The 14,079-nt window shown below is 70.8% G+C and carries 10 protein-coding genes; 9 read left to right on the top strand and 1 reads right to left on the bottom strand.

All coding sequences use genetic code 11. The features are described 5' to 3' along the window. Nucleotides 1-11 precede the first annotated feature (11 nt). The 9 genes from murG (at nt 12) to BLR04_RS41045 (ending at nt 10,117) form a co-directional block, all read left to right on the top strand. Complete coding sequence (gene murG, locus BLR04_RS34555) at nt 12-1,088, top strand: undecaprenyldiphospho-muramoylpentapeptide beta-N-acetylglucosaminyltransferase (RefSeq protein WP_090773354.1); 1,077 nt, start codon at nt 12-14, stop codon at nt 1,086-1,088. Beyond that, nucleotides 1,085-2,482, top strand: coding sequence for a UDP-N-acetylmuramate--L-alanine ligase (gene murC, locus BLR04_RS34550; protein WP_090773304.1), 1,398 nt, complete (start codon nt 1,085-1,087; stop codon nt 2,480-2,482). Before murG ends, murC begins: the two co-directional genes overlap by 4 nt. A 95-nt stretch (nt 2,483-2,577) precedes the next feature. Further along, nucleotides 2,578-3,246: a cell division protein FtsQ/DivIB gene (locus BLR04_RS34545; RefSeq protein ID WP_090773302.1), complete on the top strand. Its 669-nt coding sequence runs from the start codon at nt 2,578-2,580 to the stop codon at nt 3,244-3,246. Between the two features lie 335 nt (nt 3,247-3,581). Next, nucleotides 3,582-5,000, top strand: a complete 1,419-nt coding sequence (gene ftsZ / locus BLR04_RS34540) for a cell division protein FtsZ (RefSeq protein WP_176903429.1) — start codon at nt 3,582-3,584, stop codon at nt 4,998-5,000. A 68-nt stretch (nt 5,001-5,068) separates the two neighbouring features. Beyond that, nucleotides 5,069-5,761, top strand: coding sequence for a YggS family pyridoxal phosphate-dependent enzyme (locus BLR04_RS34530; protein ID WP_090773298.1), 693 nt, complete (start codon nt 5,069-5,071; stop codon nt 5,759-5,761). A gap of 138 nt (nt 5,762-5,899) precedes the next feature. Then, nucleotides 5,900-6,400, top strand: coding sequence for a cell division protein SepF (locus BLR04_RS34525; RefSeq protein WP_090773297.1), 501 nt, complete (start codon nt 5,900-5,902; stop codon nt 6,398-6,400). Between the two features lie 80 nt (nt 6,401-6,480). Beyond that, nucleotides 6,481-6,768, top strand: coding sequence for a YggT family protein (locus tag BLR04_RS34520; protein WP_090773295.1), 288 nt, complete (start codon nt 6,481-6,483; stop codon nt 6,766-6,768). Nucleotides 6,769-6,871: 103 nt separating this feature from the next. After that, entirely contained in the window at nt 6,872-7,732 is an 861-nt protein-coding gene (locus tag BLR04_RS34515) for a DivIVA domain-containing protein (RefSeq protein WP_090773293.1), read from the top strand. A gap of 42 nt (nt 7,733-7,774) precedes the next feature. After that, nucleotides 7,775-10,117 carry a hypothetical protein gene (locus BLR04_RS41045; RefSeq protein ID WP_176903428.1) on the top strand — a complete coding sequence of 781 codons (2,343 nt, stop codon included), beginning with the start codon at nt 7,775-7,777 and terminating at the stop codon, nt 10,115-10,117. A 353-nt stretch (nt 10,118-10,470) separates the two neighbouring features. Here BLR04_RS41045 and ileS read toward each other — a convergent pair whose 3' ends face one another. Continuing rightward, on the bottom strand, nt 10,471-13,617 hold the full coding sequence (gene ileS / locus BLR04_RS34505) for an isoleucine--tRNA ligase (RefSeq protein WP_090773352.1): 3,147 nt from the start codon (nt 13,615-13,617) through the stop codon (nt 10,471-10,473). Nucleotides 13,618-14,079: the final 462 nt, after the last annotated feature.

Here is a 14,079-nt window from a genome sequence, read left to right as displayed (position 1 = left end):
GAGTGACCTGGATGAGGGTGGTCCTCGCCGGTGGTGGGACGGCCGGGCACATCGAGCCCGCGCTCGCCCTTGCGGACGCGCTGCGCCGCCTTGACCCCAGCATCGGCATCACGTGCGTCGGCACCGAGCGCGGCCTCGAGACGCGCCTGGTGCCCGCCAGGGGCTACGAACTTGAGCTGGTGCCCGCGGTGCCGCTGCCGCGGGCGATGACCCCCAGCCTGCTGACCATGCCCGGGAGGCTGGCCGGAGCGATCAACGCCGTGTCGGCCGTTCTCGACCGGACCAAGGCCGACATCCTGGTCGGCTTCGGGGGCTACGTCGCCACGCCCGCCTACCTGGCGGCCCGGCGGCGCGGCATGCCGATCATCGTCCACGAGGCCAACCCGCGTCCTGGGCTGGCCAACCGGCTGGGCGCGCGGCTGACCGACCACGTGTTCACCGGGTTCCCCGACGGCGCGCTGCCGAAGGCCGAGTACATCGGCACCCCGCTGCGCCAGGACATCGTCACGCTCGACCGGCTGTCCACGGGCGACAAGGCGCGCTCGTGGTTCGGGCTGGAGAACGACCGGCCGACGCTGCTGGTGTTCGGCGGCTCGCTGGGCGCCCAGTCGATCAACCAGGCCGCGCTGGCCGCTGCGCCGGCGCTGCGCGCGGCCGGCATGCAGGTGCTCCACGTGCTCGGGCCGAAGAACACCGTAGAGGCCGAGCCCCCGCCGGGCGACCCGCAGTACGTGCTGCTGCCGTACGTCGACCGCATGGACCTCGCCTACGCCGCCGCCGACCTCGCGCTGTGCCGCAGCGGGGCGCTGACCTGCGCCGAGCTGACGGCGGTCGGGCTGCCCGCGGCGTACGTCCCGCTGCCCCACGGCAACGGGGAGCAGCGTCTCAACGCCGAGCGCGTCGTGCAGGGAGGCGGCGGCCTGATGGTCGACGACGCCGAGCTGTCACCTGATTGGATCATCCAGAACGTCCTGCCCATCCTCCGTGACCCCGAGCGGGTCGCCGTCATGTCGGAGGCGGCGTCCCGGCTGGGGCGCAAGGACGCCGATATCAGTCTTGCCAGGAAAGTGTTGGAGATAGCCCGATGAGTCTCGTCAAGCTGGTCGATCCCGTCACCGTAGAAGAACTGGGACGTGTGCACTTCATCGGCATAGGCGGCGCCGGCATGTCGGGCATCGCCCGCATCCTTCTCAAGCGGGGCGTCCGGGTGACGGGCAGTGACGCGCGCAGCTCCGAAATGATCACCGAGCTGCGCGAGCTGGGCGCGACCGTCCACATCGGGCATGCCGCCTCCCACATCCGCGACGTCGACACCGTGGTCGTCTCGACCGCCATCCGCGACTCCAACCCCGAGCTCGGCGAGGCGCTCAAGCAGGGCCTGCGGATCATTCCGCGGGCCGCCGCCCTGGCCTCGGTCATGGCCGGTCGCACCGCGGTCGCCATCGCCGGCACCCACGGCAAGACCACCACCACCTCGATGCTCACCGTGGCGCTGCAGAAGTGCGGCGCCGACCCGTCCTACTGCGTGGGCGGGCAGCTCGTCACCACCGGCCTCGGCGCCGACGACGGCCAGGGCCGCACGTTCGTGGCCGAGGCCGACGAGAGCGACGGCTCGTTCCTCATGCTCGCCCCCGACATCGCCGTGATCACCAACGTCGAGGCCGACCACCTCGACAACTACGGCGACCCGCGGGCGGTGCACGACAGCTTCGCCAGGTTCGCCGACCGGGTCGGCTCGCTGCTCGTCGTGTGCGCCGACGACCCGGGGGCGGCCGAGCTGGTCCGGCGGGCCGCCGAGCGTGGCCTGCGGGTCAAGACGTACGGCGTCCAGGGCGAGGACTACCGCCTCAGCGACGTCCGTCCCGACGGGTTCGGCACGGTGTTCCGCATCGAGGGCAGGGGCGAGGTACGTCTGGCCGTTCCCGGGGCGCACAACGCCCTCAACGCCGCCGCGGCCATCGCCGTGGCTGACGAGCTCGGGCTGCCCTTCGAGGAGATCAGGGACGGCCTGGGCGCCTTCACGGGGGCCAAGCGCCGCTTCGAGGCCAAGGGCGAGGCCGGCGGCATCGCGGTCTTCGACAGCTACGCCCACCACCCGACCGAGCTCACCGCCGACCTGCGGGCCGCCCGCGACGTGGTGGCCTCCTACTCCGGGTCGGGCCGGGTGATCGCCGTCTTCCAGCCGCACCTCTACTCGCGTACGCGCTTCTTCGCCGACGAGTTCGGCCAGGCGCTCGGCCTGGCCGACGAGGCCATCGTGCTCGACGTCTACGGCGCCCGCGAGGACCCTGAGCCGGGCGTCTCCGGCGCGATGGTGGCCGAGCGCATCCCCCTGCCGCCCGAACGGGTGGCGTACGCGCCCGACCGGGCCACGGTGCCCGCGCTGATCGCCGCGCGGGCGCGGCCGGGCGACATCGTGCTCACCATGGGCGCGGGCGACGTGACGGAGCTCGGCCCCCAGATCGTCGCGCGCCTGTCCTGAGCCCTCCCTGCCGGGCGTGGCGCGGGAAGCCCGTGCCACGCCGCCACGTAGGGTCGGTGCGTCCCGTTCAGAGCCGATCTTCACAAGGGAGGGCGATGAAGGCGCGCAAGGCGTTCCTGGTGCTGCTGACAGCCGGGGTGGTGGGCACGGCCGCGTGGCTCGTGTTCCTTTCGCCCGTGTTGGGGGTGCGTTCGGTGGAGATCGTGGGAAATCTCACAGTGCCGAGCGACCGCATCAAGCAGCAGGCCGGCGTGCCCGACCTGCATCCCCTGGCCACCGTCGACCTCGCCGAGGTCGAGAGCCGGGTCCTCGCCATCAGGCAGATCGCCGCGGCCAAGGTCGACCGGGTCTGGCCCGGCACCGTGCGCATCGAGGTGACCGAGCGCGAGCCGGTGGCCGCGGTCCAGGCGGGCGACAAGTTCGCGATCGTCGACAGGCACGGTGTGGTGATCGAGGTCGCGACGGCCCGGCCGCCCGTGCTGCCGCTGCTCAAGGTCGACGAGCCGGCCGAGGGCGACCCCGCGACGATGGCCGCGCTGCAGGTCGTCGCCTCGGTCCCGGCCGAGGTGGCGGGCAAGATCCGTCAGGTGCGCGCCGGCACGGCGGAGGGAGTCACCCTGGAGCTGTCCGACGGTCGTACCGTCGTCTGGGGCGGCACCGACCGGCCGAAGGAAAAGGGCCGCATCCTGACCTCGCTGCTCCGGCGCGAGCGCTCGGCCACCCTGTACGACGTCAGCTCGCCCGACGTGGTGACCCTGAAGTGATCGTGATCGTCAGGGTCTGGCAACCCGGGGGCAAGAGGATCGCCGAGCCTGTACGGGACGCGGCCCGAGGCGTGAGAGCCTGTAGGCCGGGCTTTCGGCAGTGGAGGGCCACGATCAGGTGTTCGCGCGGAGCGAATAGGACAGCCCGCGACACGCCGGACGTGCTTGCGGCGCGGTTAGTTGACCCGCCTGGAGCGTAACTCCTACTGTCCGTATCAATCCTCAGGTTGACATAAATCTAAATCTCAACTTGAGGTTGAGAGTTACCGGAACTGATGAAAGCGGAGACGATCCGCACCGAAATGGCAAGTCAACGAGCGGAAAGGCCCCTCGTCGTGGCAGCACCGCAGAACTACCTCGCGGTCATCAAGGTCGTCGGCATCGGCGGCGGCGGAGTGAACGCCGTCAACCGGATGATCGAAGAGGGACTCAAGGGCGTCGAGTTCATCGCCATAAACACCGACGCCCAGGCGCTGCTGATGAGTGACGCCGACGTGAAACTCGACGTGGGCAGAGAGCTCACGCGCGGACTGGGCGCGGGAGCCAATCCCGACGTGGGCCGCAAGGCCGCGGAAGACCACCGTGAGGAGATCGAGGAGGTCCTCAAGGGGGCCGACATGGTCTTCGTCACGGCGGGCGAGGGCGGCGGCACGGGCACGGGCGGCGCTCCCGTCGTGGCCAACATCGCCCGGTCGCTCGGCGCGCTGACGATAGGAGTCGTGACCCGCCCCTTCAGCTTCGAGGGAAGGCGCCGCGCGATGCAGGCCGAGGCCGGCATCGAGACGCTGCGCGACGAGGTCGACACGCTGATCGTGATTCCCAACGACCGGCTGCTGTCGATCTCCGACCGGCAGGTGAGCGTGCTCGACGCGTTCAAGGCGGCCGACCAGGTGCTGCTGTCGGGTGTGCAGGGCATCACCGACCTGATCACCACGCCCGGCCTGATCAACCTCGACTTCGCCGACGTCAAGTCGGTCATGTCGGGTGCGGGCTCGGCCCTCATGGGCATCGGCCACGCCCGCGGCGACGACCGTTCGGTCGCCGCCGCCGAGATGGCGGTCTCCAGCCCGCTGCTCGAGGCCAGCATCGACGGCGCCCACGGCGTGCTGCTGTCGATCGCGGGCGGCTCCGACCTCGGTCTCTTCGAGATCAACGAGGCGGCCCAGCTCGTGTCGATGGCCGCGGCGCCCGACGCCAACATCATCTTCGGTACGGTCATCGACGACGCCCTCGGCGACGAGGTGCGCGTGACCGTGATCGCCGCGGGCTTCGACGACGTGCCGGGCCCGGCCGAGAAGCAGGTGCCCCGGCCCGCCGCGCGCCCCGCGGCCGCCCCGGCCGCGCCGCCCGTACGGCCCAGCCTGGCCTCGCCCAGCGTGAAGTCGGAGCCGTCCCCGCTGCGCCCTGAGCCGCGCGCTGAGGTGCGTCCTGAGCCCAGGCCGGACTTCCGGTCCGACCCGCGTCCCGAGGCCCGTCCTGAGCCGCGTCCTGAGCCCAGGCCCGAGGTACGCCAGGAGCCCCGGCCCGAGCCGCGTCCTGAGCCGGTGCGTCCGGTGGAGCCCGTGCAGATCGTCGAGCAGGACACCGGCGAGAGCGACGAGCCCTCCGGCCCCGTCTCGATCCCCCGGCCCGCTCCCGAGCCCGCCAACCCGCCCACGCCCATCACCTCCCGCATGTCGGAGCCCGCCAAACGTCCCCGCGTGGTCTTCGAGGAGCAGGAAGAGGAACTCGACGTCCCCGACTTCCTCAAGTAGTCGTCCGCTTTGACGCCGCTCCCCGCAGGATCCGGGAGCGGCGCCGTCGCGCGTATGAGGGAGAACATGTGAGAAGGGACGAGATCGCGGCCGGGCTCGCCGAGGTCGACGAGCGCATCGCGGCGGCCTGTCGCGCGGTGGGGCGCGGCCGCGACGAGGTCACGCTGATCGCCGTCACCAAGACGCGGCCGGCCGAGGACGTCCGCATCCTGGCGGAGCTCGGCGTGCGCGACGTCGGCGAGAACCGCGACCAGGAGGCCGCCCCCAAGGCGCGTGAGCTGGCCGGACTGCCGCTGACCTGGCATTTCGTCGGCCAGTTGCAGACCAACAAGGTGCGCTCCGTCGTCGAGTACGCCGACGTGATCCACTCCGTCGACCGGATCCGGCTGGTCGAGGCGATCAGCAAGGAGGCGGTCCGCCAGGGCCGCACCGTAGGCTGCCTGTTGCAGGTGGCCCTCGACGACGACCCTGGACGGGGCGGCTGCCTGCCTGCCGACCTGCTCCCGCTCGCCGACGAGGTGGCCCTCGCCGAGGGCGTGTGGCTCGGCGGGGTCATGGCCGTCGCGCCGCTGGGTGAAGAGCCGGCCAAGGCCTTCGCAAGGCTTCGTGAGCTGGCCACGCGCCTGCAGGAGCAGCACCCCAGGGCCACGATGGTCTCGGCGGGCATGAGCGGCGATCTGGCCGAGGCCATCGCCTACGGCGCGACACACGTACGCGTCGGTACGGCGTTGCTCGGTCGACGCAAGCCCTTCGTCAGGTAATGTCCCCTCAAGTGGGTCTTCAGGCCCACGATCAAGTAGAGGTCGATCAGCGGTGAGCTTCAGGGGGTACGCCCAACCGCCTCGGACGCGGCGACGGGCCCGAGCCAGTGCGACCATGAGCAGGAGGACGACGTAGCGATGGCCGGCGCGATGCGCAAGATGGCGGTCTACCTCGGTCTCGTGGAGGACGACCGCTACGAGAGGTACGAGACGTACCCGGACGACTACGCCTATGACGACGACGGGCCACGGCCCGGCGACGAGCGGCCCGTCGCCGTCCAGGACCGCGACGACGAGGCGGAGGCCGGGGGAGCGGCGCCCAGGCCGACGACGACCATCCTGGAGCGCCGTACGACCGATCTGGCGCGCATCACGACGCTGCACCCGCGCACGTACAACGAGGCGCGCACCATCGGCGAGCACTTCCGCGACGGCACCCCGGTCATCATGAATCTGACCGAGATGGTTGACAGCGACGCCAAGCGGCTGGTCGATTTCGCGGCAGGTCTGGTTTTTGGCCTACACGGCAGCATTGAACGTGTTACCAACAAGGTGTTCCTGTTGTCCCCTGCCAATGTCGAGGTGACCGCTGAGGACAAGGCGCGAATCGCGGAGCGCGGGTTCTTCAACCAGAGTTAGAGTCTCTGTATGCCAACCGAACCCAACCAGGTCTCGCCGAGGCCGGGAGGGCACACCAGAACTGGAGGCGCGGCCGGGCCGTGGAGATCGTGAGTCAGATCTTGGTCGTTGTCCTGTCCCTCTACCTGGTGCTGCTCATCGGCAGGATGATCTTCGAGACGGTGCAGGCTTTTGCTCGTCAGTGGCGTCCCACAGGCGTCGTCCTGGTGGTCGCAGAGGCCACATACACCGCTACCGACCCACCCCTCAAGTTCCTCCGCCGTTTCATTCCCCCGCTCCGGTTGGGTACGGTGGCCTTTGACCTAAGCTTCACTGTCCTGTTCATCGTGGTCCTGATCTTGATCCAGATCGCCGGACTGCTGCGATGAGCCGGCCGGTGCCGTGCCGGTCAAGTTCCAACTCGTGTCCGCGCTGAAGTGATTCGGTTACCGTCCTCCGGACAGACTCCAAGCGCGCCAAGGAGACCAAAAGATGCCGCTGACGCCCGCTGATGTGCGGAACAAGCAGTTCAGTACCACCCGGTTGCGACCGGGCTACGACGAGGAAGAGGTCGACGCCTTCCTCGACGAGGTGGAAGCTGAGCTCGACCGCCTGATCCAAGAGAACGAGGAGCTCCGCGCCAAGCTGGCCGAGTGCCTGCGTGGGAAGGTGCCGGGCGGCATGAACATGCCCATGGCCTCCGCCCCGGTCCAGGAGCAGCCCAAGCCCGAGATGATGGCCCCGCCGCAGCCGGAGCCGATGCGCGCCCCCGAGCCGGTGCAGCAGCCTGCCCCCGTGGCGATGAGCATGCCGCCGGCCGAGGACAACATGGACACCGCGGCCCGCGTCCTCGCGCTCGCCCAGCAGACCGCCGACCAGGCGATCGCCGACGCCCGCCGGGAGGCGGACGAGACGGTGACGCGGGCCCGGCGCGAGGCCGACGAGATCCTCACCAAGGCGCGCCGCCAGGCCGAGCAGGTCATCGGCGACGCCCGCGCCCGCGCCGAGACGCTCGAGCGCGACGCGCAGGAGCGCCACCGCCAGGCGATGGGCTCGCTCGTGCAGACCCGCGACGAGCTCGAGCGCAAGGTCGAGGAGCTGCGCAGCTTCGAACGCGAGTACCGCAGCAGGCTGAAGCTCTACCTGGAGAACCAGCTCGCCGAGCTCAACGTCGCGGCCGAGGGCAGCGGCGCGTTCCCGGTGATGCCGAGCGGTCCGCAGGGCCAGCCCGCTATGTCGCACGCTGTGCCGCAGGGTGGTCAGCCGCCTCTCCCCGGCCCCAACCCGTTCGTCGGTGAGGCTCCGCAGGGTGCTTTCCCCGGTGGTGACGGTCCCCACAACGACCGCCGGTAAAGTAGCGGGTCGCTAGGACCTGTCACTCGAAAGAGCCCCCCTGTGATCCTTATCAGTGCTGGTTTGGTGCTCGCGGCAGTGGTGCTGCTGATCGCGGGTTTCGTACTGGCGTTGCCGTTCCTGATCATGTGGTCCATCGTGGTGAGCGTGCTCTCCGCGCTGTTCCTGGTGATCGGGGCATTCCTGCGGCGGAACGAGCTTTTTCCCGGAGGTGGGCAGGCCGCTGCGCCGGCCACCCCCTCGAAAGGGCTCATGCCACCGGCTCAGCCGTACAACCAGACCGGCCTCGTGGTCCAGCAGCAGCCACGTCCACCGGCGCCGCAGCGGACGGCGGCCCCCCAGACGCAGGCCCCGCGCCGTCCGGTGGCGAGCGGCATCGCGCCGGACGCGATCGTGCTGGTCATTCCGGGGCGCAAGCGTTACCACGTCCCCGGTTGCAGGCAGCTGATCGGCCGGGATCACGAGGAGCTCACCCACGAGGAGGCACGCGAAGAGGGCTTCACGCCCTGCACGACGTGCCTTCCCGACGCAGTGCTCGGCGGGCGGCAGTCGTCTGCCGCCGACCCCGAGTCCGCCGTCTCTCCCGGTTTCACCGCAGCGAACCGGGCCGAGACCTCCGCGGAGACCCGCGGCCCACGGCCGTCGGTCACCCCGCCGAAGCCCGGTACGAAGGCTTCCACCCCCGACCCGGAGTCCGCCTCTCCTGAGGAAGGCGCCACCGGATGGTTCGGCCGCTCCCCGGCCGCCTCCGCGAGCAAGGCTCCCGGGTCCCCGTCCGCCGATACGTCCGAGCCTTCGGACGACGAGCAGGACGAAACCGAGACTTCCTATTTCCGGCCGCCGCACGAGTCGCCGCGCACGACCTCCCCGTCGTCCGCGTCCGGCGAGCGGCCGTCCTCCGGGTCAGCTTCTGGTGAGCGCCCGTCCTCCGCCGGATCCGAGTCAGGCAAGGGCACCGCGGGCGGATCGAGCGCGGGCAAGGCAGGTACGCCCGGCAAGCCCGGCCGCCCGACTGCGGCCTCCGGCGCCACGTCCGCTTCCGCGGGCAAGCCCAAGCCTGCTACGACCGAGGACAAGCCCGAAGCGGCCGAGGAGAAGCGCGCGGCGGCCAAGGGCAAGCTTGAGGCGGCCAAGACCGTTGGCGGGCAGCCCGGATCGCAGAGCGGTGAGCGGGGCGCGGCTGCCGAGGCGCAGGCCGGGGCTCGACCTGGCGCCAAGCCCGGGCGACCAGGTGCCGATCAACCGCGGCGTCCCGATGACGAGCCCGCGCAGTCGGGCGGCGGCAAGCCCGGCGCGACGACCGCTGGTGCTCGACCTGGCGCGAAGACCACCCGTCCGGGCACGGATCAGCCCGGCTCCGCGCAGGGCGACAGCAAGCAGGGCTCCGGTCAGCAGGGCTCCGGTCAGCAGGGCTCCGCGCAGGGCGACAGTGAGCGGGGTGCCGGTCAGCCCGGCTCGCCTGCGGCCACGCGTGACCGGTCCACTGAGGCTGGTTCGGCTGCGGCCGCGCGTGATCGGGCGGCTCGGTCCGGCTCGGCCGCGGCTGAGCCGGACCGAGCTGACAAGTCCGGCACGGCCAAGAGCGACCGGGTGAGTGCTGAACGGTCCGGCGGGTCGGCGGGCAAGAGCGGTGCGGCTGGTGGGGCGTCCTCCTCCTCGGGCTCCGGGGCCGGCGCGCGTCCGGGCGGCGGGGTTGCCGGCAAGGAAAGTAGGCCCGCCCGCGAGCAGGGGCGCACATCGGTCGTTGACGACGATGACGACCTCGGGGCCATCACGGCTCCTCAGCCTCGCGTGCCGGCTTCTGTGACGCCTGCTCGTCCGGGGTCCGGGCGTCCTGCGGAGTCGTCGAAGCGCCCGTCCTCTGGGGCGTCTTCTGGCGAGACGGTGATCTTCAATGAACGGCCCGCGTCGTCGGCCGAATCGGCGGCGAAGCCGAAGGGGCCGCTGCCGTCTGGGCCGCCCGCCGCCAAGGCCGCGGCCGCCGGACGCCCGTCCACCTCTGCCTCGGGGCGGGGGTCGGGTGACTCGGCGGGTGCCGGTGGCACAGGCGGCGCCGCCAAGCCGGGCGCGGCCAAGGCCGGTGACCCCAAGGGGGGTGCCGCCAAGGGTGACGGACCTGCCTCCAAGAACGGCAGTGCCTCCCGTACGGGTGGAGCCGCGTCCGACTCAGGCGCAGAGGCCGAAGCCGAGGACACCACCGGTCGTGACAAGCGCGGCGGCATCGTGAAGGTGATCGTCGGCACCCGGCGTTACCACAGCACCGTGTGCCCGCTGATCCGCGCGGCGGGCGACGCCGACGTGGAGACCATGGCCCTCTCCGCAGCGGAGACCGCCGGCCTCACCAGCTGCTCCATCTGCCAGAACGAGCACGAAACGGCCGGCTGACCGCAGCCCCTCGCGAAATGCGCGGGGCGTCCCCGGGCTGATACGAGGGCGCTCACGCTACGTCCGGGTCACCCGGCCTGGTTGCCCCGGCTGATGCGGTTGCCCGTGGGCATGTCCGGGTGACGGCGGGCCGCCCGCGGTATGTGCGGGTGAGCCCTGCCGATGCGGAGTGCTTGCCGCGCGTGCGGGTGACCGGTGGCCAACGCTGTCGTTACTGGGCTGGCCGGAGCTTGCATGTGGTCGGGTGGCGGTTGATTCGGGCTGTCTGCGGTATGTGCGGGTGAGCCTTTTGCCTAGGTCGGTGTGGGGGTGCCGGCCCACCCGGTGACAGGGTGGGCCGGTTCCCTGTTGGGTCAGGCGCGGCGGAGGTGGAAGGTCAGGGCGAGGTCCTCGTCCGTGTGGGGCGGGAGGGTGGGCTGGGTGCCTTCCTCGAACCTGGTGGCCAGAACCTCCTCGGCGACCACGTTGCCCTCCGTGCGGAGGGCGGCGGCGAGATCGGGGGACGTCGTCGTCCACCACAGCTCGATGCGGTCGGTGATCGACAGGCCGGTCGACTTGCGGGCGTCCTGGACCAGGCGGATGACCTCGCGGAGCAGGCCGGCGCGGCGCAGCTCGTCGGTCAGCTCCAGGTCGAGGGCCACTGTCTCGCCCGTGCCCGTGCCGATGGCGCCCGTCTCGACCGCCCAGCCCGAGCGGGGCTGCTCGGTGACGATCACGTCGTCGGGGCCGAGCGTGACCTCGCCCAGCTCGCCGGCCGTCACCGTGACGGTCGAGCCCGAGCGGAGGGTGCGCGCCACGTGGGTGGCGTCCGCGGCGGTCACCGCGCCGGCCACGAGCTTGGTCTGCGAGCCGAAGCGCTTGCCCAGGGCCCGGAAGTTCGGCTTCACCGAGTACGACACGAGATCGGCGCTGAAGTCGGACATGTCCTCAAGAGCCTGGACGTTCAGCTCCTCGGCCACCTGGGCACGCAGCTCGCCGGGCAGGGACTGCCAGCCGTGCGCCCCCACGAGGGCGCGGCGCAGCGGCTGCCGGGTCTTGACGCCCGACGAGGCGCGGGCCGAACGGCCCAGCTCCACCAGACGGCGGACGAGCGCCATCTGGTCGGACAGCTCCGGGTCGAGCAGGTCCTCGCGCACCTCCGGCCAGGAGGCCAGGTGCACGGACGGGGCCGAGTCGGCCGGGCGCAGGACGTCCCACAGGTAGTCGGTGAGGAACGGGGTGATCGGCGCGAGCAGCCGCAGCACCGTCTCCAGGCACTCGTACAGGGTCGCGAAGGCGTCCGGTGAGCCCTGCCAGAAGCGGCGGCGCGAGCGGCGGACGTACCAGTTGGACAGGTCGTCGAGGAAGTCGGCCAGGCGGCGGCCGGCGCGCTGGGTGTCGTACTCGTCCAGCGCGGCGGTGACCTCGCCCACCGTACGGTGCAGCTCGGCCAGCACCCAGCGGTCGATCAGCGGACGCTCGCCGGCCGGGGCGGCCTCGGCCAGCTTGGCCGGCGACCACGACTCGGCGTTGGCGTAGAGCGTGAAGAACGACGAGGTGTTCCAGAGCGTCAGCAGGACCTTGCGGACGATCTCCTCGAGGGTGTTGTGGCCCACGCGGCGCGAGGCCCACGGCGAGCCCGAGCAGGCCATGAACCACCGCAGCGCGTCGGCGCCGTGCTGGTCCATCAGCGGGATCGGCTCGAGGATGTTGCCCAGGTGCTTGCTCATCTTGCGGCCGTCCTCGGCCAGGATGAGGCCGAGGCAGAGCACGTTCTCATACGAGGACTGGCCGAAGACGAGCGTGCCGACGGCCATCAGCGAGTAGAACCAGCCGCGCGTCTGGTCGGTGGCCTCGGCGATGAACTGCGCCGGGTAGACGCCCTCGGGCTTGCCGCGCTCACCCCACTGGGCGAACGGCATGGAGCCGGAGTCGTACCAGGCGTCGATGACGTCGGGCACGCGGCGGGCCAGGGCGCCGCACTGCGGGCAGTCGAACGTGACGTCGTCGACGAAGGGACGGTGCGGGTCGAGGGCGGAGACGTCGCGGCCGGCGAGTTCGCCGAGCTCTTCCAGCGAGCCGACGCAGGTCAGGTGGGAGTCGTCCTCGGTGCACACCCACAGGGGCAGCGGCGTGCCCCAGTAGCGCGAGCGCGACAGCGACCAGTCGACGTTGTTGCGCAGCCACTCGCCGAAGCGGCCCCACTTGATGGTGTCGGGGTACCAGTTGGTCTCGGCGTTCGCGGCCAGCATCTGGTCCTTGACCGCGGTGGTGCGGATGTACCAGGACGGGAGCGCGTAGTAGAGCAGCGCGGTGTGGCAGCGCCAGCAGTGGGGGTAGCTGTGCTCGAAGTGGCCGCCGCGGAACAGCAGCCCGCGGGCCCGCAGGTCGTCGGTCAGCTGCTCGTCGGCGTCCTTGAAGAACGTGCCGCCGACCATGGGGACGTCGTCGAGGAAGCGGCCGTCGGGGCCGACCGGGTTGACCACGGGCATGTCGTAGCGCCTGATGACGGCGAGGTCGTCGGCGCCGAAGGCGGGAGCCTGGTGCACCAGGCCGGTGCCGTCCTCGACGGTGACGTAGTCGCCGAGCACGACGTAGTGGGCGCCGGGGATGTCGACCAGGTCGAACGGGCGGCTGTAGGTGGTGCGCTCGAGGTCGCGCCCGGTGTAGCGGGCCACCTCGGTCACGCCCTCGCCGAGCACCGACAGCAGCGGCTCGGCCACGACGAGGACCTCGCCGTCGGTCGTGCGGGCCGCGACGTAGGTGACGTCGGGGTGGACGGCGACCGCGGTGTTGGAGACCAGCGTCCACGGCGTGGTCGTCCAGATGAGCAGCGAGGCGCCGAGTTCCGCGAGCGGACCGGACGTCACGGGCATCCGGACGTAGACCGACGGGCTGGAGACGGTCTCGTAGCCGCCGGGCTGGCCGAGCTCGTGGTCGGACAGGCCGGTGCCGCAGCGCGGGCAGTACGGGGTGATCCGGAAGTCGCGGAACAGCAGCCCCTTGTCGAAGATGACCTTCAGCGACCACCACACGGACTCGATGTAGGACGGGTCCATCGTGCGGTAGGCCTGCGACAGGTCGATCCAGTAGCCCATGCGCTCGGTGAGCTGCTCGAAGGCGTCGACGTGGCGCAGCACCGACTCGCGGCACTTGGCGTTGAACTCGGCGATGCCGTACGTCTCGATGTCCTTCTTGCCGGACAGGCCGAGCTCGCGCTCGACGCCGACCTCGACCGGCAGGCCGTGGCAGTCCCAGCCGGCCTTGCGGGGCACGCTAAAGCCGCGCATCGACTTGTAGCGCGGGAACAGGTCCTTGAACACGCGAGCCTCGACGTGGTGGACGCCGGGCAGGCCGTTGGCGGTCGGAGGACCTTCGTAGAACACCCATGCGGGGTTGCCGGCGTTCTGTTCCACGGAACGCTCGAAGATCTTCCCGTCCCGCCAGCGTTCGAGGACCTCGCGTTCGAGCGCGGGCAGGTCGACCTGCGCGGGAAGGGAGCGGAACGTTGGGGAAGACATCTCGGGCGGGACCTCCACGCTTGAGCGGCCGTCAGGGCTGTGCGTGAAGGGACGAAGCCTGGCGGCTCCGCGGTACCACCCTTCTTGGCCTCGCGCGGGCGAGGCCCTCTTCATTGCGCTGCTGCCGGTTCTAATGAGCTCGAAAGCCGTTCTTCCGGCGGCTCAGGGGTGATATCCCTCACAAGTCAGGGCCCCATCATCGCCTTGCAGACCTTAACAATAACGCAGAGCCGCCCCTGAGGCTTCCGCGTTTCGCGCCCCTGCTCGTACGCCGCTTAGGGGGACGTCCCCCAATGGGTCGGTACGTACGTCGTAAAGGGGGCAAAGTTGTGGGAATGGACGCCGCAAGGGAGGAGTTGAAAGCGCGGGGCGGGATAGTACGGGAGAGGTAAACCGTCCGGCGGGTCGTTTGCCGTTCCGTTATACGGATCCTAGGCTGCCCGCACCATTACGGCCTTGATC

Origin of the sequence: Nonomuraea maritima, from assembly GCF_900100395.1 — a bacterium.
GTDB lineage: Bacteria > Actinomycetota > Actinomycetes > Streptosporangiales > Streptosporangiaceae > Nonomuraea > Nonomuraea maritima.
This window is presented reverse-complemented; position numbering and strand designations above follow the sequence as displayed.